The sequence below is a fragment of the Mycobacterium sp. 1482292.6 genome, assembly GCF_001672995.1.
In the GTDB taxonomy this organism is placed as follows: Bacteria; Actinomycetota; Actinomycetes; order Mycobacteriales; family Mycobacteriaceae; genus Mycobacterium; species Mycobacterium europaeum_A.
Genome location: NZ_LZKV01000099.1, coordinates 1 through 19,068 on the forward strand (window position 1 = coordinate 1; position 19,068 = coordinate 19,068).

Annotated in this window: 22 protein-coding genes and 1 pseudogene; 8 read left to right on the forward strand and 15 right to left on the reverse strand. The window is 67.1% G+C overall.

Features of this window, described 5'->3' with window-relative positions:
• Nucleotides 1-262, reverse strand: a pseudogene (locus A5624_RS09975) (MFS transporter); the annotation flags it as partial.
• 139 nt (nucleotides 263-401) lie between these two features.
• A complete protein-coding gene (locus tag A5624_RS09980) occupies nucleotides 402-2,021 on the reverse strand; it encodes a DHA2 family efflux MFS transporter permease subunit (protein WP_066865394.1) in 1,620 nt (539 codons plus the stop codon).
• Nucleotides 2,022-2,167: 146 nt separating this feature from the next.
• Here A5624_RS09980 and A5624_RS09985 point away from each other — a divergent pair, with 146 nt between their 5' ends.
• Complete coding sequence (locus A5624_RS09985) at nucleotides 2,168-2,872, forward strand: DUF2334 domain-containing protein (RefSeq protein WP_066865397.1); 705 nt, start codon at nucleotides 2,168-2,170, stop codon at nucleotides 2,870-2,872.
• Between the two features lie 47 nt (nucleotides 2,873-2,919).
• A complete protein-coding gene (locus A5624_RS09990; protein WP_066865400.1) occupies nucleotides 2,920-4,587 on the forward strand; it encodes an FAD-binding dehydrogenase in 1,668 nt (555 codons plus the stop codon).
• 21 nt (nucleotides 4,588-4,608) lie between these two features.
• Here A5624_RS09990 and A5624_RS09995 read toward each other — a convergent pair whose 3' ends face one another.
• Complete coding sequence (locus A5624_RS09995) at nucleotides 4,609-5,247, reverse strand: MBL fold metallo-hydrolase (RefSeq protein ID WP_066865403.1); 639 nt, start codon at nucleotides 5,245-5,247, stop codon at nucleotides 4,609-4,611.
• On the opposite strand from A5624_RS09995, the gene A5624_RS10000 reads away from it, so the two are divergent.
• From A5624_RS10000 to purQ, 3 genes are all read left to right on the forward strand, one after another.
• On the forward strand, nucleotides 5,224-5,958 hold the full coding sequence (locus A5624_RS10000; protein WP_197499378.1) for an ATPase: 735 nt from the start codon (nucleotides 5,224-5,226) through the stop codon (nucleotides 5,956-5,958). The genes A5624_RS09995 and A5624_RS10000 overlap by 24 nt on opposite strands.
• 64 nt (nucleotides 5,959-6,022) lie before the next feature.
• A complete protein-coding gene (gene purS / locus A5624_RS10005) occupies nucleotides 6,023-6,262 on the forward strand; it encodes a phosphoribosylformylglycinamidine synthase subunit PurS (protein ID WP_044487430.1) in 240 nt (79 codons plus the stop codon).
• The gene (gene purQ, locus A5624_RS10010) at nucleotides 6,259-6,933 is read left to right on the forward strand and encodes a phosphoribosylformylglycinamidine synthase subunit PurQ (RefSeq protein ID WP_066865409.1); all 675 of its coding nucleotides are present in this window, start codon (nucleotides 6,259-6,261) and stop codon (nucleotides 6,931-6,933) included. The genes purS and purQ overlap by 4 nt, the downstream gene beginning before the upstream one ends.
• Here the strand turns inward: purQ and A5624_RS10015 are convergent.
• Nucleotides 6,900-8,315 (reverse strand): wax ester/triacylglycerol synthase family O-acyltransferase, encoded by a 1,416-nt coding sequence (locus tag A5624_RS10015; protein WP_197518941.1) that lies wholly within the window; start codon nucleotides 8,313-8,315, stop codon nucleotides 6,900-6,902. The genes purQ and A5624_RS10015 overlap by 34 nt on opposite strands.
• A gap of 28 nt (nucleotides 8,316-8,343) precedes the next feature.
• Nucleotides 8,344-9,159: a lysophospholipid acyltransferase family protein gene (locus A5624_RS10020; RefSeq protein WP_066865412.1), complete on the reverse strand. Its 816-nt coding sequence runs from the start codon at nucleotides 9,157-9,159 to the stop codon at nucleotides 8,344-8,346.
• A 148-nt stretch (nucleotides 9,160-9,307) separates the two neighbouring features.
• Here A5624_RS10020 and A5624_RS10025 point away from each other — a divergent pair, with 148 nt between their 5' ends.
• Nucleotides 9,308-10,381, forward strand: coding sequence for an NAD(P)-dependent oxidoreductase (locus tag A5624_RS10025; RefSeq protein WP_066865415.1), 1,074 nt, complete (start codon nucleotides 9,308-9,310; stop codon nucleotides 10,379-10,381).
• A gap of 12 nt (nucleotides 10,382-10,393) precedes the next feature.
• Here A5624_RS10025 and A5624_RS10030 read toward each other — a convergent pair whose 3' ends face one another.
• From A5624_RS10030 to A5624_RS10040, 3 genes are all read right to left on the reverse strand, one after another.
• Nucleotides 10,394-10,861, reverse strand: a complete 468-nt coding sequence (locus A5624_RS10030; RefSeq protein WP_066865418.1) for a YbjN domain-containing protein — start codon at nucleotides 10,859-10,861, stop codon at nucleotides 10,394-10,396.
• Between the two features lie 90 nt (nucleotides 10,862-10,951).
• Nucleotides 10,952-11,779: a GntR family transcriptional regulator gene (locus A5624_RS10035; protein ID WP_066865421.1), complete on the reverse strand. Its 828-nt coding sequence runs from the start codon at nucleotides 11,777-11,779 to the stop codon at nucleotides 10,952-10,954.
• Nucleotides 11,780-11,834: 55 nt separating this feature from the next.
• Entirely contained in the window at nucleotides 11,835-12,236 is a 402-nt protein-coding gene (locus A5624_RS10040; protein ID WP_156748971.1) for a nitroreductase/quinone reductase family protein, read from the reverse strand.
• Between the two features lie 69 nt (nucleotides 12,237-12,305).
• Here A5624_RS10040 and A5624_RS10045 point away from each other — a divergent pair, with 69 nt between their 5' ends.
• Together A5624_RS10045 and A5624_RS10050 are read left to right on the forward strand one after the other, a co-directional pair.
• On the forward strand, nucleotides 12,306-12,896 hold the full coding sequence (locus A5624_RS10045; RefSeq protein ID WP_066865841.1) for a TetR/AcrR family transcriptional regulator: 591 nt from the start codon (nucleotides 12,306-12,308) through the stop codon (nucleotides 12,894-12,896).
• Nucleotide 12,897: 1 nt separating this feature from the next.
• Nucleotides 12,898-13,296: a VOC family protein gene (locus A5624_RS10050; RefSeq protein WP_066865424.1), complete on the forward strand. Its 399-nt coding sequence runs from the start codon at nucleotides 12,898-12,900 to the stop codon at nucleotides 13,294-13,296.
• Here A5624_RS10050 and A5624_RS10055 read toward each other — a convergent pair.
• Genes A5624_RS10055 through A5624_RS10085 form a run of 7 tightly spaced genes read right to left on the reverse strand, consistent with a single transcriptional unit; the run spans nucleotide 13,293 to nucleotide 18,983 of the window.
• Nucleotides 13,293-13,757, reverse strand: a complete 465-nt coding sequence (locus A5624_RS10055; RefSeq protein WP_066865426.1) for a cupin domain-containing protein — start codon at nucleotides 13,755-13,757, stop codon at nucleotides 13,293-13,295. The genes A5624_RS10050 and A5624_RS10055 overlap by 4 nt on opposite strands.
• Before the next feature lie 3 nt (nucleotides 13,758-13,760).
• Nucleotides 13,761-15,218 carry an NAD(P)/FAD-dependent oxidoreductase gene (locus A5624_RS10060; RefSeq protein ID WP_066865429.1) on the reverse strand — a complete coding sequence of 486 codons (1,458 nt, stop codon included), beginning with the start codon at nucleotides 15,216-15,218 and terminating at the stop codon, nucleotides 13,761-13,763.
• A 54-nt stretch (nucleotides 15,219-15,272) separates the two neighbouring features.
• Entirely contained in the window at nucleotides 15,273-15,956 is a 684-nt protein-coding gene (locus tag A5624_RS10065; RefSeq protein ID WP_066865432.1) for a haloacid dehalogenase type II, read from the reverse strand.
• Nucleotides 15,957-15,958: 2 nt separating this feature from the next.
• Complete coding sequence (locus A5624_RS10070; RefSeq protein WP_231998426.1) at nucleotides 15,959-16,552, reverse strand: TMEM175 family protein; 594 nt, start codon at nucleotides 16,550-16,552, stop codon at nucleotides 15,959-15,961.
• A 34-nt stretch (nucleotides 16,553-16,586) separates the two neighbouring features.
• Nucleotides 16,587-17,018, reverse strand: a complete 432-nt coding sequence (locus tag A5624_RS10075) for a VOC family protein (protein WP_066865438.1) — start codon at nucleotides 17,016-17,018, stop codon at nucleotides 16,587-16,589.
• Nucleotides 17,015-17,890, reverse strand: a complete 876-nt coding sequence (locus tag A5624_RS10080) for a DUF427 domain-containing protein (RefSeq protein WP_066865843.1) — start codon at nucleotides 17,888-17,890, stop codon at nucleotides 17,015-17,017. Before A5624_RS10080 ends, A5624_RS10075 begins: the two co-directional genes overlap by 4 nt.
• Nucleotides 17,891-17,936: 46 nt before the next feature.
• Nucleotides 17,937-18,983, reverse strand: coding sequence for a zinc-binding alcohol dehydrogenase family protein (locus A5624_RS10085; RefSeq protein ID WP_066865441.1), 1,047 nt, complete (start codon nucleotides 18,981-18,983; stop codon nucleotides 17,937-17,939).
• Between the last annotated feature and the right edge of the window lie 85 nt (nucleotides 18,984-19,068).

Sequence of the window (19,068 nt, forward strand, 5' to 3'; positions counted from 1 at the left end):
CGAGCATGTAGCCGGCGATCGTCCATGAGACGACGGCCTGCGTGGACCCGAACTGCGCGATGAAGGTGCGCTGCGCGACGGCGACGACGGTGCTGTCGAGGACCGCCATGATGCAGGCGAGCCCACACACCCCGGCGATCCGGAACAGCGCCGCGTCCAGCTTGTCGGGATATTCGTCGGCGCGCAGCGACGGCCCCGGAGCGGTGGGCAACGGGACGTTGAAGGCTGCGGAACGGGTCTTCTGCATGGCGCCGCTGAGCATATCCACAGGGTTGCCCCGGCTGAAGCGTTTTTACGCGTATTCGCCTATTCGCACGGGTGTAATTCGCGGCGCGCGGATTGCGTCGCGACCGTGGTTAAGCGATAAACGGGCTGGTGGCGGTCCTACCTGGGCGAACAGCTTATTCGCCGGCGGTTTCGCTCGCGGGTTTTTTGGGCAGAAACCACGCCGGAATGAAGGTGCAAACCACCAGCACGACGGCAATCACGAATACCGCCGTATACGCGTGGGAAAGGTCGTGAGCCACATTGCTCCAAAAGTCCGGGGCGAGCGCCGCACGGGGTATCGCGGTCTGGTCGACCGGCACCCCGTCGACCGCCGCCTTCTGGTTCAGCGCGGCGAGCTTGTTTGCTGCGCGGATGTCGGGGCTCCGATTGAACTGATTCGTCAGGATCATCGACATCAGCGCCGTTCCCACCGAGCCGCCCACCTGGTGGCTGACGCTCATCAGCGTCGTTCCCCGGGCGATCTGGTGGGGCGCCAGCGCCTGCACCGAGGCCACCGACAGCGGCATCATGGTGCAGCCCATGCCCAGGCCCATGATCGCGAGCCCGACCAGCAGCGTCGGCAGATAGTGGGCCTGGGTGGCCACCCCGAAGGCGAAGGCGCTCAGGCCGGCGGTGATCAGCGCGATGCCGACCAGCACGATCTTGCCGGGGCCCTGCCGGTCCACCAGCGGACCGGTCAGCCGCATGGTCAGCATGGCGCCCAGCCCCTGGGGGATCATGTGCACGCCCGCCTGCATCGGCGTGTGGTGCAGCACCTGTTGAAAATAGCTCGGCAGCAGCAGGCCGGCGCCGAAGAACGCCCCGGCGAACACCAGCATCGTCACGTTGGCGTGGGTGAGCACGGGATTGCGGAACAGCCGCAGGTCGATCAGGGGATGATCGGCGTGCTGCCAGGCGTGCGCGACGAAGCCCGCGATCAACGCCAGGCCGATCGTCGCCGGTATCACCACGTGGCGGTCGGCCACGGTGCCCCGGCCCGGGACGGAGGACACCGCGAACAGGAACATCGCCAGGCCCGGCGACAGCAGCAGCACGCCGATGGCGTCGAAGGTTTCCGAGCGCGCGGGATGATCGCGCGGGAACACGATGGCGGCGAGTGCGACCGTGAGAAATCCGATCGGCACGTTGATCAGAAAGATCCACCGCCAGCTCGACGTGTCGATCAGCCAGCCGCCCAGGATCGGCCCGCCGATCGGGGCGAGCAGCATCGGGATGCTCAGGATCGACATCAGGCGCCCCAGCCGGCCCGGGCCCGCTTCGCGGGTCAGGATCATGAATCCCAACGGCAGCAGCATGCCGCCGCCGATTCCCTGTACCATGCGAAAGACGATGAGCTGCAAGATGTTCGACGCGATCGCGCACAGCAAGGAGCCCAGGATGAAGGCCACCACCGAACCGATGAAGAGGCGCTTGGTGCCGAACCGGTCGGCGGCCCACCCGGTTATCGGGATCACGGTCGCCAGGGCGAGCGTGTAGCCGGTCATCGTCCAGGCCACGACGGCCTGCGAGGAGGCGAACTGATCGATGAAGGTTCGTTGGGCGACGCTGACGACCGTGACGTCCAGGATCGCCATCACCGTGGCCAGGATGCACACGCCGGAGATCCGCAACAGCGCGGCATCGAGCTTGTCGGGATATACCCGTTCCTCGACGCCCGGCTGCCCGGTCGGGTGGTGGGACGGCGGCGTCTTTGCCGCCGCGTACGACGCCTCATCCATGGCGTTGCTTAGCATATCGAACTGATCACCTGGTCCGACGTTTGCGGCCTGCGCGGGTTCGCCCTACCGCCGAATCAGTGAGCACGCATGGGCGCCTGCATATCGCCTGCTGTCTGCGTGTCCTTCACCGTTCCGACACTTGGGATCGGCAAACTGCTGGTGTGTCTGGAAAATTGATCGTCTCGGTCTCGGGGATCGGTGAACGCACCCTGCCCGACGTCGAGGCGTTCTGCACGCAAATGGATGCCCGCAAGGTGCCGGTGTCGTTACTGGTGGCTCCCCGCCTGTCCGGCGACTACCGGCTCGACCGCGACCCGGGAACCGTCGAGTGGCTGACCACCCGTCGCGCGGGCGGCGACGCCATCGTGTTGCACGGCTACGACGACGCGGTCACGAAGAAGCGCCGTGGCGAATTCGCGATCCTGCGGGCGCACGAGGCCAACCTGCGATTGATGGCCGCCGACCGGGTGCTCGAGCACCTCGGGCTGCGCACCCGGCTGTTCGCCGCACCCGGCTGGGTGGTGTCGCCTGGCGTTGTGAAAGCGTTGCCGGACAACGGGTTCCGCTTGCTGGCCGATCTGCACGGGATCACCGACCTGGTCCGTCACAGCACCGTGCGTGCCCGGGTGCTCGGCATCGGCGAAGGCTTCCTCACCGAGCCGTGGTGGTGCCGGATGGTGGTGCTGTCCGCCGAACGGATCGCTCGGCGCGGCGGCGTTGTGCGGGTTGCAGTCGCGGCACGTCACCTTCGCAAACCCGGGCCGCTGCAGGCGATGGTGGACGCGGTCGACCTGGCGTTGATGCACGGCTGCACCCCCGGCGTGTACCGCTGGGATCAGGCCAGGGCCGTGCTCGACGCCGCCTGAGGCAGCGACCGCCTGACCTGCTCGTCGGGGCACTACCCTGGTCCGACATGAGCGATTCTTCGGTTTCGGGGTTCCACGCCGATGCCATCGTCGTCGGGGCGGGACTGGCCGGCCTGGTCGCGGCTTGCGAACTGGTGGATCGCGGCTTGCGGGTGCTCATCGTCGACCAGGAGAGCAGCGCCAACCTGGGCGGGCAGGCGTTCTGGTCTTTCGGTGGGCTGTTCTTCGTCGACAGCCCCGAGCAGCGCCGGTTGGGAATTCGCGACAGCCATGAATTGGCGCTGCAGGACTGGCTGGGCACGGCGGCGTTCGACCGGCCCGAGGATTATTGGCCACGCCAATGGGCGCACGCCTACGTCGATTTCGCCGCGGGGGAGAAGCGCAGTTGGTTGCGTTCGCGGGGGCTCAAGCTTTTCCCGTTGGTGGGCTGGGCGGAGCGCGGCGGGTATGGCGCACAGGGGCACGGCAATTCGGTTCCCCGCTTCCACATCACCTGGGGTACCGGGCCCGCACTGGTGGAGATTTTCGCCCGTCAGTTGCGCGACCGCTCATCCGTGCGGTTCGCGCATCGCCATCAGGTCGACGAGTTGATCGTCGAGGGTGAGGCGGTGACGGGCGTGCGGGGCACCGTGCTGGAGCCCTCCGCCACGCCGAGGGGCGTCGCGTCGTCGCGAAAAGCGTTAGGACAGTTCGAATTCCGTGCCGACGCGGTGATCGTCACCAGTGGCGGCATCGGGGCCAATCACAAACTGGTGCGCAAGAATTGGCCCAAGCGCATGGGCCGCGTCCCCGAGCAACTGCTGAGCGGGGTGCCGGCCCATGTCGACGGCCGAATGATCGGCATTGCGCAGCGGGCCGGGGCGCGGGTGATCAACCCCGACCGCATGTGGCACTACGTCGAGGGCATCACCAACTATGACCCCATCTGGCCGCTGCACGGCATCCGCATCATCCCCGGCCCGTCGTCACTGTGGCTCGATGCGAACGGCAATCGGTTGCCGGTGCCGCTCTATCCGGGCTTCGACACGCTGGGCACCTTGGAATACATCACCCAATCGGGGTTGGACTACACCTGGTTTGTGTTGAACGCCAAGATCATTGAGAAGGAGTTCGCGCTCTCCGGCCAGGAGCAGAATCCCGATCTGACCGGGCAGAGCATAAAGGAGCTGCTGCGCAACCGGGCCAGTTCCGGGCCGCCCGGACCGGTCCAGGCGTTTGTCGACCGGGGCGTGGACTTCGTCAGCGCGAACTCATTGCGCGACTTGGTGTCCGCCATGAACAAGCTGCCCGATGTGCAGCCGCTGGACTACGCGACGGTGGAGGCCGAGGTCACGGCGCGGGACCGGGAGGTCGCCAACAAGTTCAGCAAGGATGGACAGATCACGGCGATCCGCGCCGCCCGAACCTATCTGGGTGATCGGCTGGGACGGGTGGTGGCCCCGCACCGGCTGACCGATCCCAAGGCGGGGCCGATGATCGCGGTCAAGCTGCACATCCTGACCAGAAAAACATTGGGCGGCATCGAAACCGACCTGGCCTCGCGGGTGCTGAAGGCCGACGGCACGCCCCTGACCGGGCTGTACGCCGCCGGCGAGGTGGCCGGATTCGGGGGCGGCGGCGTGCACGGCTACCGCGCGCTGGAGGGCACCTTCCTGGGCGGCTGCATCTTCTCCGGCCGCGCCGCCGGCCGCGGCGCCGCCGACGACATCACCTAGCGGGGCGGCGCCAACCGGCCGCTAGAACGTGACGGCGTCTTCTTCGGGGAGCACCTGGAAGTCGGTGCTGGTCATCTCGGTGAGCCGGCCGTAGTAGATGCCCCGCGCGTCCGGGGCGATGATCCCCTGGTGAATCGGGACGGCGCGCTGGGGGGCCACCGCGCGCAGGTAATCGACCGCCTCGGACACCTTCATCCACGGCGCGGCCGCGGGCGTCGCCAAGACGTCCACCGGTTCGTCGGGCACGAACAGCGCGTCCCCGGGATGCATCAACCGGGCGCGATGGTCGGCATCGCCCACCAAGAACGAAATGTTCTCTATCACAGGGATTTCCGGGTGGATGACCGCGTGCTTGCCGCCGACGGCGCGGACGGTCAGCTCACCGATGTGCAGCTCGTCGCCGACATGGACCTCCCGGCAGGGCGCGCCCAGTTGCGCGGTGGTCTGTGGGTCCGCGTAAAGCGCCGCGTCCGGGTTACCCTCGAGCAACGCCGGCAGCCGTTTGGCATCGACGTGGTCGGGATGCTGATGGGTGATCAAGATGGCGGTCAAGCCGGTGATTCCCTCGAAGCCGTGCGCGAAGGTACCGGGGTCGAAGAGCAGGCGGGTGTGGTCGAACTCGGCAAGTAGGCACGAATGGCCGAAATGCGTCAGTTGCATATCTACGATTGTGCCTTGATGGACAAGCTGCCGATGCGCGTGATCCTGGCCACGATGCTGGTCGCCGGCGGTTTCGCGGTTGCTCTGGTGGTCGTCATTCCTGCGCACGCCGAACCCGAGACTTGCCCGGGGCTGTGCGACCGGATCCCGAACACCGCGTGGATCGATCAGCACGCCGTGCCGCTGGACGCGGTGTATCACTGGCCCGCGCTGGCCGGCCAGGCGGTGCAGACGACCGGTTCGGCGCCGGGGCCCCATTTCCGGTTCGAGGAGCTGTGCGCGGCGCCGGCGATGCCGCAGGACCCCCGCGACTCGGCCGTCGCGGCTCGCGCGACGGTCCAGCATCCCGACGGGCAGTGGCAACTGCAGGCCCAGGTCCTGCACTGGCGTGGGGACACCGCCCGCGGTGGTGCGACCGTGGCCACGGCATTCAGCAATGCCGTCGCCGCGCTGCGGGCCTGCCAGCAGCGCGCACCGCAGGAGTCTCCGTCGCTGACCAGCGACGAAACGACCCGGATGGCCGCCGTGATCAGCGGCCCGGTGGTGATGCACACCTATCTGTTCGCCCACCCGGCCAGCAGCACGATCAGCGAGGTCACGCTCTGGTCAACGGCGCCGCCGCAAGTGTCCTGGCCGGCCATGGGCGACGATGCGGTGCTGGGCGCGATGAGCGCACCGCTGTGCGAGGCCTACATTGCCTCGTGCCCGTAACCCCGAGCTGCGCTTTCGCCGGTAGAGTTGGCGCCGAAACGCCAACTTCTCAGGAGGACCGCCGGTGGCCCGGGTGATCGTGAGCGTGATGCCCAAAGCGGAGATTCTCGACCCGCAGGGTCAGGCGATTGTCGGTGCGCTCGGTCGCCTCGGACATCCGGGAATCTCGGAAGTGCGGCAGGGCAAACGTTTTGAGCTCGAAGTCGACGACAGCGTCGATGATTCGGCGCTCGCCGAGATTGCGGAATCGCTGCTGGCGAACACCGTGATCGAAGACTGGACCATCAGCCGGGAGACACAGTGACGGCACGCATCGGCATCATTACCTTTCCCGGCACGCTCGACGACGTCGACGCCGCCCGGGCCGCGCGCCGCGTCGGGGCGGAGCCGGTCAGCCTCTGGCACGCCGACGCCGATCTCAAGAGCGTCGACGCCGTGGTGGTGCCCGGCGGTTTCTCCTACGGCGACTATCTGCGGGCCGGTGCGATCGCCAGGTTCGCCCCGGTGATGACCGAGGTGGTGGAGGCCGCACGGCGTGGCCTGCCGGTGTTGGGCATTTGCAACGGTTTTCAGGTGCTCTGCGAGGCGGGGCTGTTGCCCGGGGCGCTGACGCGCAACGTGGGTCTGCACTTCATCTGCCGCGACGTGTGGCTGCGGGTGGCTTCGACCTCGACGGCGTGGACGTCGCGCTTCGAGCCCGACGCCGACCTACTGGTCCCGCTGAAATCCGGCGAGGGACGCTACGTGGCGCCCGCCGAGGTGATCGAGGAGCTCGAGGGCGAGGGGCGGGTGGTGTTCCGCTACCACGAAAACGCCAACGGCTCGCTGCACGACATCGCCGGGGTGAGCTCCGCCAACGGCCGCGTGGTGGGTCTGATGCCGCATCCCGAGCACGCCATCGAAGCGCTGACCGGGCCGTCGGATGACGGCCTGGGCCTGTTCTATTCGGTGCTCGACGGCGTGCTCGCCGGCTGAGCGGAAACGCCTGCGGCATCGCGTAATTCGGCAAAGGACGCGCCGATGGCGTCGGTGGCCTCGTGCGGGTCGTGGAAAGTTTGATCGTCGGTGAGCACCGCGACGCCGAGCCGGTCCACGTAACTCCACACGGTGATGTTGACCGGGGCGCCGGGAGACAGCACGCCGGTGGAGTAGATCTCGCTGACGGCCGCGCCACCGAAGTGGCCCCGTTCGCGCGGGCCCACCACGCTGGACACCGCGACGTTCATCAGCTTGTTCGGCGCGTCACGCAGGCCCAGCCATCGAAACGCGGCGGGCGCCAACGCGGTCGGCAGGTAGGCCATCATCTTCCCGTACAGCTCCGGACCCAGGACTTCGTGGTCTTCCTTGGCGATCTTGGTGGCCAGGGCGACCAGTCGGGCCCGTTCCACCGGGTCGGCGACGTGGACCGGCAGCGAGATCATCAGCCCGCTGATCTCGTTACCGGTGATCCGGTCCGACTTGTCGGTGGCCGTCGGCACCGAGGCGATGATGGGGCGATCGGCCGCGCCGTCATAGGCCAGCAGCAGCGTGCGCAACCCGCCGGTCGCCATCGCCAGCACCACGTCGTTCACCGTGATGCCCAAGGCTTTTGCCGTCGCCTTGACCTCGGGCAGCGACAACGAGGTACTGGCGAACCAGCGCCGGGGCGAGACGACGTGGTTGAGGAAGGTCGGCGGTGCGTCGAACGCGTCGGCCAGGTCGGGGTGATCGCCGCGCTCGCGGGACCGGCGGCGCACCCGCATCATCCCGACCGCCGCGTCCCTGAGCAGCCCGGGCAGTTCGCCGATCTGGCGGACGTGGTCGCGCGCCGCCGCGCGCACCAGGTCGGCACTGGACATCGTGACGCCGGCTTCGTCGTTGTCGCGCTCGTCGGTGCGCCCGTCGCGCAGGTCCATCGCGCGGGCCAGCAGGTTGACCGAGGCGACTCCGTCGGCCAGCGCGTGGTGAACCTTGCCGATCAGGGCGAATCGCCCACCGGCCAGCCCCTCGGCGAAATGAAACTCCCACAGCGGACGACTGCGGTCCAGGGGGGTGGATGCCACCTCACCGATCACCTGATCGAGCTCGCGCCGCCCACCCGGGGCGGGCACCCGCACCCGGCGCAGGTGATAGTCGAGGTCGACCTCGCAATTCTCCTGCCACATCGGGTGATGCAGATGCCACGGGATGTCAACGAGCTTGTAGCGCAACGGTTCCAGCAGATGGAGCCGGCGACGCACGTGGCGGCGGAAGGCCTCGAATCCGAATTCGCCGTCGGCGTCGGTCGGGTCGATGACGGCCACCTTGAGGGTGTGCGTGTGCAGGTTGGGCGTCTCGATGTAGAGCAGCATCGCGTCCATGCCGTTGAGTCGCTTCACAGGTCACCTCCAGCGGCCCCGGGCGCCGTCAGCCCAGGATCGGGAACCGGCGCTGCCCGGCCAGCCGCTTGAGCGCGGCCTCCATGACGGCGCGTACGTGGGCGTCGACCTCGTCGACGTCGGGGTCGTCGCCGAACTGGGCGGTGATGTCGATCGGCTCCAGAACCTCGGTGACGATCTTTGCCGGCAGGGGCACGTTGGGCGGGAAGATCACGCTGAGCCCGAACGGGAACCCGACGCTGATCGGCAGGATGTCCATCCGCGCCTTGGTTAGCCCCAGCTTGCGGGCGAACCAGTTGCCCCGGGTGAGGAACAGCTGGGTCTCCTGGGCGCCGATGGACACCGTCGGCACGATGGGCACCCCGGCTTCGATGGCGGTCCGCACGTATCCGGTGCGGCCATTGAAGTCGATCGTGTTCGCGCTGAAGGTCGGCCGGTAGGAGTCGTAGTCGCCGCCCGGGAACACCAGTACCACCGCGCCGGAATGCAGGGCGGTGGCGGCGTTTTCGCGGCTGGCCTCGATGACCCCGAGCCGGCGCAGCCAGCCGTCCAACGGGCCGATGAACAGGCCGTAGTGGCCGAGGGTGTACACCGGCCGGTCGTAGCCGAAGTGTTCGTAGAAGGCGGGGGAGAAGATCAGCACGTCCGGGGTCAGCATTCCCCCCGAGTGGTTGGACACCACCAGGGCGCCACCCGAGGGCGGGACGTTGTCGATGTGTCGCACCTCGGCCCGGTAGTACCGTTTGATGGCCGGCCCGAGCACTCTGGTGACCTGTTCGGTGAAGGCCGGGTCCCATTTGGCGGTTTCGTGGTTGTCCGCCGCGTCCACACCGTTGCCCGTCATGGCTCCCCGCTGTCTGTTCTGCGCTCTTTGCTATTTGTTGCCGGTGTGACGCCGGCCTCAAACCTGGAACCCTGGCTAGCATATGCTACTCTCCATTTAGGAGAATGTCATATCCGTTTGCTGGGGAGCGAGCGAGCAGTGGGGGAGCATGTCCGAAAAGGTTCTGGTAACTGGGGGTTTCGGCCTCGTCGGGTCCCAGACGGTGCGGCGACTGGTTGCCGACGGCCATCGGGTCGTCGCGGCCGACCTCGGCACCGCCGCCCAGCGCAAGGCCGCGAACTCGCTGCCGGTGGGCGCCGAGGCGCACTGGGCCGATCTGACCGACCCGGCTCAGGTTGATCGCCTGCTCGCCGACACGTCGCCCTCCGCCATCGTTCACCTGGCCGCGGTGATCCCGCCGGGAATTTATCGCCAGCCCGCGCTGGGCCGCCGCGTCAACGTCGACGCGACAGTCTCGTTGCTGCGCGCGGCGCAATCGCGGCCGCATCCGGGGCGGTTCATCCAGGCGTCCAGCAACGCCGTCTACGGCGCGCGCAACCCCCACCGCCACGCCGAGCTGCTACGCCCGGATTCGCCGATGAACCCGGCCGACCTCTACGGCGCCCACAAGGCCGAAGCCGAACGCCACATCCGATCCGCGGATCTCGAGTGGGTCATCTTGCGCCTCGGCGGGGTGATGAGCGTGGAACCGGACGCGATGCCGTTCAGCGTCGATGCGTTGTACTTCGAAAGCGCCCTGCCGACCGATGGTCGCATCCACACCGTCGACGTGCGCGACGTCGCGCGCGCGTTCGCCGCGGCCGTCACCGCCGACGTCGCCGGTGAGACGCTGCTGATCGCCGGTGACGAGTCGCACCGCCTTCGGCAGGGTGAGATCGGCAAGGCGCTGGCGGCCGCGCGTGGTCTGGTCGACGTCTTGCCCGGGGGCCGGCCGGGCGATCCGGACAGCGACGACGGCTGGTTCGTCACCGACTGGATGGATACCGCTCGCGCCCAGCAGGTGCTGGAGTTCCAGCACCACTCGTGGCCGGACATGCTCACCGAGATGCGAGCCACCGCGGGGTGGCGGCGCTACCCGATGCGGCTGATCTCCCCCCTGGCGCGGCGGTTCCTCAAGAGCCGTGCGGCCTACCGGGATGCGCCCGGACGCTACGCAGACCCGTGGGGCGCAATACGCGCCAAGCTGGGTGAGCCGCGCCCGGATGCCCCGTCGGCCGACTAGCTCGGCGGAACTTCAGCCGGCCTCGCGCAGCAGTGACCGTTCCGTCGAAGGCAATTCGGCGGACGGACTCAGTTCCTCGAAGAGCTCGGTGGCGTCGGCGATGGTTCGGTCGACGAACGACGCGAAATCGGTGAACGAGACGTCGCTTCGGACCCATTGCGACTTGCGTGCCACCACGCCGATGCGCTGCGGATCCGACGAGCCGTGCACGATCGCGGTGACGTGGCGGTCAAGGCGGTTCCACCTGTCGGCGAAGTAAGTCAGCCAGGGGCGGTCGGCCGCCGGGAAGTAGCACCCCGGGCTGACCCGGATGATCAGCACGTCGTCATGCGCCGGCGAGACCTCGAAGTGAATGTGCAGGCGCCGCGGAGCGCTGGTGACGAAGAAGTATTCGCCGTCGTGGTGGCCACGAAAATAGCGCCGCCCGCGGGTGCGCAAGTAACGTTCGATCAGGTTCGCGCACAGCTGCTCATTCGTCATGAATAGATGTTGCGGCCGACATCTTTGTAGATGCTTGGAGCCAAGCGATGCGGCACCGAAGAATTCGTTGAGAATTCGCTGAGTGGCGGGCTACGCCTGGTCGCGCCGTTCCACGATCCCGGCGCCCGGACCCGGGACCGTACGCGGCAACGTGACCGAAAATCTGTATCGCTCGGGGCGATAGTGGAACTCCACCACCTCGAGCGGCTTGCCATCATGGCCGTAGCTGGTGCGTACGAGGACCAGCACGGGTGAACCCAGCGGCAGGTTGAGGGCGCCGGCCACCTCCAGCGATGCGCCGGCCGCGTGAATCTCATAGTTGGCCCGCGCGACGGGAATCTCGAGTCGGCGCTCCCACATGGTGTAGGTGCTTTCCATCGCCTGCGCGGTCTGCTCGTCGGTCGCGCTCCTCAGCAAGGGCTCCACGGCCTTGCCCAATCCGGTTGGCAGGTAGGCGATCATCAGGGCGAGGGGTTGCTCGCCGTCCCGGAACCGCCTGTGCACACAGAGGACTTTCGACAGGCCGAGAGTTTCCGCGATTCGCTGCGGCGCATCTTCGACGCGGTGCGACAAGACGTCGACGTTCGGTGTGATCCCGGAGCCGGCCAGAACCTCGGTGATGGTCCGCACGCCGGGTCCGAGTTCTTGTTTGACCGGGTTGGCCACGAAGGTGCCCAGGCCCTGCTTTCGCACCAGCCATCCTTGGCGTTCGAGCAGCCCGACGGCCGCGCGCACGGTCACCCGGCTCACGCGGCTGCGGTCGATGAGTTCTCGCTCGGTGGGCAGTCGCGCGCCGCGGGGCAGGCGCTGTTTGACGATCGCCGCCTTGAGGGCCTCGGCGAGCTGGGTGCTGGCCGGCACGCTGCCGCGCGATATCCGCAGATCGGCGGCGTCGAGATCCAGCGCGTCGGGGGCCACGAGATGTATTAAAACGTCTCGTCTCGGCGGGGTAAAGGCGGTACTGATCCGGTCGCTACGGCCGGTCGAGATCGATCCGCAGCGTCAGCAGATCGGTGCCCAATGCGCGCACCAGCGAGCTGTTGAACCGCGGCAGGACGGCCAATCGGGCGACCGGGTCATCCTCGGGTAGCAGCACAGCAGTTCCCGATCGCCAGCGGCCGCGAATTCGGATGCGAATCCGGTTGTCGGCCTTGATGTTTCGGACGTAATCCGAGGAGTCGCCGTGGTCGGATACCAGCCAGAACGTTCCTTTTTCGAGCCGTCCTCCCACCGGGGTGCGCCGTGGCCGTCCGCTGACCCGGCCGGTTGTCTCCAGCAGTACCTGGGTGGGCAGACGCCGGGTGACCGGGTTGGCTACGTACCGATGAAAGCGGCTGACCCAGCGGCGTTTGCGGTCGGGGAGGGGTCCGTTCATGCTCATGGCTCCCAGCATTGCCGAGACTGGCGGTCTCGTCAATAGGAGCGCTAGCCTGCAGCTGTGACGGTGAACCGGCGGGCGCATACGGGCAGCCGACGCAATGAAGCGGCGGAGCGGGCAATCCTGGATGCGGCCGCGGACTTGTTAGCCGCCGCGGGCGGAGACGTTCAGATCACTGTGTCCGCCATCGCCGAGCGGGCAGGCGTAGGCAAACAAACGATCTACCGCTGGTGGCCATCGAAAAGCGCGGTGCTGCTCGATGCGATGGTGCACCGGGCGCAGCAAGCCGCACCGATACCCGACACCGGGCACCTGGACGGCGATCTGCGCGCGTTTCTCAGCTCCACCTTTTCCGCCGCGGCCGTCCATCGCACGCTGCTGATGGGCGCGCTACGCGAGGCGCTGGGCGACGTTGCGACGATGGAGCGGCTGGCGGCCTTCACGGCGACGCGTCGCGAAGAGTTGGCGCGGATAGTGCACCGGGCCGAAACCCGCGGTGAGATCGCACCGATGGACCGGCCCGAAATCGTGGTCGACCAGGTTTTCGGATTACTCTGGTACCGAATGGCTTTCGCTCACCAGCCGCTCGATGAGCAGGCCGCCGATGATCTGGCGGCCGCGGTGGCGGCCCAGCTTCGCACGACCCGGGAGGATTGACGTGCCGTTCGCCGTGGAGAGGTTCGACCACATCGTCTTGAATTGCCGCGACGTCGAAGCCACCGCCGCATGGTACGAGCGGGTGCTGGGCATGCGGCGTGAGACGTTCGGGCCCTCGCGCAGAACGGCGCTGCGCTTCGGGAAGCAGAAGATCAACCTGCGACCGGTCGGGGCGTTGGTCGACGACCCCGACTGGTTCACCGGGTCCGTCGAGGCGGCCGGTTCCGAGGACCTGTGCTTTGTCACGCGCGCCAGTCCGGATGACGTGCGCGCCCATCTCGGCGCGTGTGGGGTGGAGGTGATCGCCGGACCGGTGACCAAAGTAGGGGCCCTGGGCGAGATGACCTCGCACTACTGCCGTGACGTCGACGGAAACCTGATCGAGATCGCCGTCTACTAGGAGTCGGCCAGCGGATACAGCGCGGGAAGGTTGATCACGATCGCTTCCTGGGTGCTGCGGGCGATCACCACCTCGGCGGTGGTGTCGGGGTCGGGGTTTTCCTCCCGGTGGGGCAGGTACGGCGGGATGAAGACGTAATCGCCGGGTGCGGTGGCGATGCGGACTTCCTCGTTGCCATCGTGAAAGACGAACTCCGGGTTGCCACTTCGCACATAGATGGCGGTTTCGGATTCACCGTGGTGGTGGTTGTCCGAGGCCGATCGCGGCGACGCGTGCGTCTCACCCATCCAGAGCTTCTCCGCGCCGACCGACCGGCCGGACAGGGCGGCGAAGCGCCGCAGCCCCTCGGATTGTGCGGTATCGGAGCTGATCTCGGATGCCTTGATGTGGCGTACCCGGTTGCGTGCGACCGGCGTCGCTGTGTCGTCGAAGTCTGGATGGAACCCGTCTGCGGTGGCCATCGGTCAATTATCGTCCGTGGCGTCCCGATACGCCTCGAGCAGTCTGAGCCACAGCTCGCTGATTGTCGGGAAGCACGGCACCGCATGCCACAGCCGGTCGACCGGCACCTGGCCGGCGACGGCGATGGTCGCCGAGTGTAGGAGCTCGGTCACGCCCGGGCCGACGATGGTCATGCCGAGCAGGTGACCGCGATCCGCCTCCACCACCATCCGCGCGCGGCCCGTGTAGCCGTCGGCGTAAAGCTTGGCCCCCATCACCACGTCGCCGATTTCGACGTCCACCGTGCGGACCCGGTGCCCGGCCCGTTCGGCTTGCGCAGCCGTCAGTCCGACGGCGGCGGCTTCGGGATCGGTGAAGAAGGCCTGCGGCACCGCATGATGGTCGGCGGTCGTCACATGCGCGCCCCACGGTTTGGTGTCCAATGGCTTTCCCGCCGCGCGGGCGCCGATGGCCGCACCGGCAATGCGGCCCTGGTACTTGCCCTGGTGGGTGAGTAGGGCCCGGTGGTTGACGTCGCCGGCCGCGTAAAGCCAGCCATCCTCCGCGGCGCCGTGGACCAGGCAGGTGTCGTCCACCTCGAGCCAGCTGCCCGGTGTCAGTCCCACAGTCTCCAAACCGATGTCGTCGGTCAGCGGGGCGCGTCCGGTGGCGAAGAGCACCTCGTTGACCTCCAACCCGGTGCCGTCGTCCAAGTCGAGGACGACGTGGGATTCGTCCGGTCGGCGCAGCGCGCGAACCGACACCCCCACTCGCACGTCGACGCCGCCCTCGGTGAGGCCCCGCCCGATCAGCTCACCCACGAAGGGCTCCATTCGCGGCAGCAGTCCAGAGCCTCGCACCAGCAGGGTCACCTGGGAGCCCAATCCCTGCCACGCCGTGGCCATTTCGACGCCCACGCCGCCGGCGCCGACGACCGCGAGCCGTTCGGGGACCGCGCTGCTATCGGTGGCCCGCCGGTTGGTCCATGGCCTCGCCTCGGCGAGGCCGGGCAAGTCGGGCAGCGCCGACCGGCTTCCGGTGCAGATGACCACCGCATGCCGTGCCGTCAGTGCCAGCCGTTCGCCGGCGCCGTCGGTGACGACGACGCGGCGCGCGCCGTCCAATCGCCCGTGCCCGCGTATCAGGGTCGCGCCGATCCCACTCACCCAGTCGGCCTGGCTGCTGTCGTCCCAGTCGGTCACGTAACGGTTCCTTCGCCCAAAGACGCCCTCGGCGTTCAGCGGCCCGGTGACCGCATCCCGCGCACCGTCGATTCTGCGGGTGTCGGAAAGCGCAATCACCGGGCGCAGCAACGCTTTACTGGGCACGCATGCCCAATACGAGCATTCACCGCCGACTAGTTCCCGCTCGACCAGAGCAACACGCAGTCCTGCGGCGCGGGCGCGTTCGGCGGCGTTCTGGCCGATCGGCCCGGCGCCGAGGACTACGACGTCGAACGCTGCTGCCCCAGCTGCTGCCATGCTCGACGATCCTTTCGCTTGGTGGCCACGGCGCCGAGGGTGCACGCTGTGTTTTCATCGGAGCTCGATCAGCCGCTCGGCGAGCTCGCGTAGATCTCTGACGACGATGTTCGGCTGCGGCAGGCCGTCGACCGGCAGCGGTGCGTTGCCCCGCCGGGTGATCAGAGCCCCACCGAATCCGACACTCTGCGCACCGATGGTGTCCCACACATGTGCGGCGACCATCATGCAGTCAGCCGGGGCGATCCCGATCGTCTCGCATGCGTACTGATACACGGCGGGTGAGGGCTTGAAGACGCTGCGCGCATCGACGCTCAGTTGGTGTTCGAAGTAGCCCGCTAGCCCCGAACTCTGCAGAGCCGTCGGGCCATCCGGGTTGGGCGGGGAATTACTCAGGGTTGCCAGCCGAAAACCGTTGTCACGCAGCGCCGCAAGCCCCTCGGCGACATCGGAGTGTGCCGGCATGGTGAGCAGTCCTACCTTCAGGCGGTCCAGATCGTCGTCGGTGACGTCCACCCGGTGGATGTCGCCCAACATGCGCAGCACCCCCTGGGCGAGCACCGGAAACGTCACGTAGTGGCCAGCCAGCGTGATGGCCGTCGAGTACATGATCAACTGCGCAAACCATTCCCGCAGGACGCCGTCGTCGCCGAACAACTCGCCGAAAAGCGGTGCGATCGACTCGATATCGAGCAACGTCTCGTTGACGTCGAAGATCAGGACGGACGGTGATGCCATCGCTAGCGCTCGACGTTCTTTCGTTGGGGGATGTCCGGTCGGAGATACCCCACGAGGCACAACACAATCAACGACATCGCCGCCACCGGCCACCACAAAGCGAGCAGCGCCGCCGTCACGAACACCCCGAGGGTGATGAACGACCGCATTTGCAGCATGCGGCGCATCCGCGCTGAAACGTCTTGGTGGGAGGGCCGATCCACCGCTTCCCAGCACAGCGCCAGGTAGGTGATGTTGACCAGGACGAAGACCGCGGCGTACAGCGATACCGGCGCCGGCGCCAGCCTGCTGTCGGCTATCCACTCGGTGGTGAACGGGATCAGCGACACCGAAAACAGGTGCGCGAAGTTCGACCACACCAGCCGCGGGGTCGCTACCTGGGCGTAGTTGAACAGGTGGTGATGGTTGACCCAGACGATCGCTATGAACAGATAGCTGACCACGTAGCTCAGCCCGGTGGGCCACAGCGGAAGCAGGGCGCGAAAGCCATGGGCGCTCGGTGGTCTGAGTTCCAACACCAGGATGGTGATGAGCACGGCGAACACGCCGTCGGAGAATCCGCGCAGCCGTTCAGGACTGGAGTCTCGTTCTGCCACCGCTACCTCCCGCTGCCCCATGCCTGAGCCGCTGTCAAGCCGACTGATGGTTCCGCTCCTGCACCACCCAGGCATTGCCGTCGGGATCGCGGAAGTCGGCAAAGCTCGCATAGTCACCCCGATGCGGGTCGGTACCCGGGAGGAATCTGCCGCTCCAGCCGCCGTCGGTGTCCTTGTGACGTATCTCGCCGACGGTTATGCCGCGATCAGTCAATTCCGCGCGGCAGGCCTCGATGTCGGAGACCACGAGATAGAGGCCCCGCACCGAGCCACTCGGCGCATCGGTCAGGCCCACACCGAATTGGATTGAGGTGCCCGAGCCTTCGGGCGTCAATTGGATCACCCGGAACTCGGGGGTGGGTGCGTAATCGACGTCGAGGTTGAAGCCGACCTGGTCGCGGTAGAACCGTAGTGAGCGGTCGGGATCCGCGACGGGCAAGACAACGACTTCCAGGGACGCCCTCATGTGGCGCTCCGGTTCTGTCCTGACACCTCGTCCGTGTCGAGCCCCCGGTCGACGCCATGTGGGATGACCGTCTGCCCGGGTTCGAGCTGAAGTTGCTTGCCGTCGAGGTGCACGTCGATCTTGTCGGGTTCGAAGGACACCAGATTGCGGACCCGCGCGACCTCCGTCCAAGCGTCCACGTAAGACCATGCCGCGCGCTGGTGGGTTCCGATGTCATAGTAGGAACAGATTCCCTTGTACGGGCAAAACGTCTGGATATCAATGGGTCTCAGCGCGGACTCGTCGGTGTCTTCGCGCGGCACGTACCATCTGGGCGCAAAGCCTGACTCGTACAGCGCCAACGGGCGATGAGTGTCGGCGACCACCCGGTCGCCATCGCGGACAACCAGATGCCTTGCGGTAGAACGAATGTCGATACGGTGATAGGCGTCCGCGGCGTGCCCGACGATCCGTTCCTCTTCCTCGTAGAACGCATCCATGGCGCGCCAGGCAAACGCCACCCGGCCCTCGAGAACGGCGGCATACGCCGGTAGCCCGGTGTGTTCCCACGCGCTGTGATTGGTCTCGCGCCCCGATGCGGAGACGGAGAACCACTGGGTGGCCCCGAGATCGCGGTGTTGCGTCACCCGGTCCTCGGCGCGCAGCGTTTCGTCTTCGATGTCAGCGCGGGGAAAGTAGGCGACTGGATATCGGCCCGGTTCGTGTAGCAGGATCACGTCTTCGCTGTCGACTATCCATCTGTCCGCGAAGCGTACTTTCATCCGTCGCCGCAGCGGCTCGGCGAAGAGCAGCCGCGCCGGCAGTGGCTGCTCGGTCAGGAAATGCCCCACCGATCCCGTCGCAAGCGGGCCTTGCTGCCATGCGAGCCCCATGATCGTGTCCCTTCGTCGCGAAAACTTTTCGGCGTCCGCGGTCACGTCACTGCATGACGACGACCATCTTCCCGCCGGCTTCTCCCGCCTCCATCACGCGGTGCGCCTCTCGGATCTGCTCGAAAGAGAAGATGTGTGACGGCTTCGCATCCAGTTCGCCGTCGGCAACCTGCCGGGCGATGTCTTGCAGGGGTACGTCTGAGAGCGGAAAGCCCGGTGTCCCAAAGACGAAGCTCCCGAAGAAGTTCCAGTTCACGCCGCTGGCCATGCGCAGCAGCGGGTTGAAATCGCCAATCGGGTCGAGTCCGCCCAACCATCCGGCCAGGCACGCCGTGCCGCCGCGCCGCAACATGTCGAGGGAGTCGAGGATGGTGCTGTTGCCCACCAGGTCCAGGACCGCGTCAATGTCTTTGGTTTCGGGGATGTGGGAGGCCAGGTCGCGCCTTTCCAGTTCGACGCGCGAAGCGCCTAACTTTTCCAGCATCGGCAAGCGATCGCTGCTTCGCGCCGTGGCGATGACCCGCGCGCCGGCGGTGACCGCCATCTTGAGTGCGGCTTGGCCGAATGAGGAGGTCGCGCCCCGTAAAACCAACGTTTGTCCGGATCTCAGGTCGAGGTTGCGGAACAGGCATGTCCAGGCGACCGCGTAGGTCTCGGGCAGGGCGGCCAAATCCGACCAGGGCAGGTCCGACTCAATGAGGGCGACATTGGCGGCGCGAACCCGCGTGTACTCGGCGTAGCTGCCGTTGATGGTGCGCCCCAGCCCGCCCATCAGCGCCGCCACCTTGGCTCCGACCGGGAATTCGCCGCCCGGGCACGAGTCGACGATGCCGACGCATTCGATCCCGCTGACCTCGGCCGCCTCAGCCCATTCACCGCGACGCATGTGCATCTCGGCGTGGTTGATGCCGAAACCCTTTACCGCAATGACGACTTCGCCATCTTTCGGCAGGGGCTTGGGGATGTCGGTGTAGACCAGACTGTCCAGACCGCCAAACTTTTCCAAGATGATCGCCCGCATGGTTTCGCCGCCGGGTTGCTCGCGTACGACCGCCGGTGCGGTTGGCAGCTGAGGTGACTCGAGCACGGACATCGGCTGCCTCTTTCACCATCGTTGGCGGCGACGGCGCCCGGCGGCGCGACGCAAATATTGGGCCAACTGACCCATTATTATGGGC

Bases quoted from the DNA above. Each gene is read 5' to 3' on its own strand.
- A5624_RS09980 (WP_066865394.1), bottom strand. From the start codon at position 2,021: ATGCTAAGCAACGCCATGGATGAGGCGTCGTACGCGGCGGCAAAGACG.
- A5624_RS09990 (WP_066865400.1), top strand. From the start codon at position 2,920: ATGAGCGATTCTTCGGTTTCGGGGTTCCACGCCGATGCCATCGTCGTC.
- A5624_RS10000 (WP_197499378.1), top strand. From the start codon at position 5,224: ATGGCCGAAATGCGTCAGTTGCATATCTACGATTGTGCCTTGATGGAC.
- A5624_RS09995 (WP_066865403.1), bottom strand. From the start codon at position 5,247: ATGCAACTGACGCATTTCGGCCATTCGTGCCTACTTGCCGAGTTCGAC.
- A5624_RS10020 (WP_066865412.1), bottom strand. From the start codon at position 9,159: ATGACGGGCAACGGTGTGGACGCGGCGGACAACCACGAAACCGCCAAA.
- A5624_RS10025 (WP_066865415.1), top strand. From the start codon at position 9,308: ATGTCCGAAAAGGTTCTGGTAACTGGGGGTTTCGGCCTCGTCGGGTCC.
- A5624_RS10030 (WP_066865418.1), bottom strand. From the start codon at position 10,861: ATGACGAATGAGCAGCTGTGCGCGAACCTGATCGAACGTTACTTGCGC.
- A5624_RS10040 (WP_156748971.1), bottom strand. From the start codon at position 12,236: ATGAACGGACCCCTCCCCGACCGCAAACGCCGCTGGGTCAGCCGCTTT.
- A5624_RS10055 (WP_066865426.1), bottom strand. From the start codon at position 13,757: ATGGCCACCGCAGACGGGTTCCATCCAGACTTCGACGACACAGCGACG.
- A5624_RS10060 (WP_066865429.1), bottom strand. From the start codon at position 15,218: ATGGCAGCAGCTGGGGCAGCAGCGTTCGACGTCGTAGTCCTCGGCGCC.
- A5624_RS10065 (WP_066865432.1), bottom strand. From the start codon at position 15,956: ATGGCATCACCGTCCGTCCTGATCTTCGACGTCAACGAGACGTTGCTC.
- A5624_RS10075 (WP_066865438.1), bottom strand. From the start codon at position 17,018: ATGAGGGCGTCCCTGGAAGTCGTTGTCTTGCCCGTCGCGGATCCCGAC.
- A5624_RS10080 (WP_066865843.1), bottom strand. From the start codon at position 17,890: ATGGGGCTCGCATGGCAGCAAGGCCCGCTTGCGACGGGATCGGTGGGG.
- A5624_RS10085 (WP_066865441.1), bottom strand. From the start codon at position 18,983: ATGTCCGTGCTCGAGTCACCTCAGCTGCCAACCGCACCGGCGGTCGTA.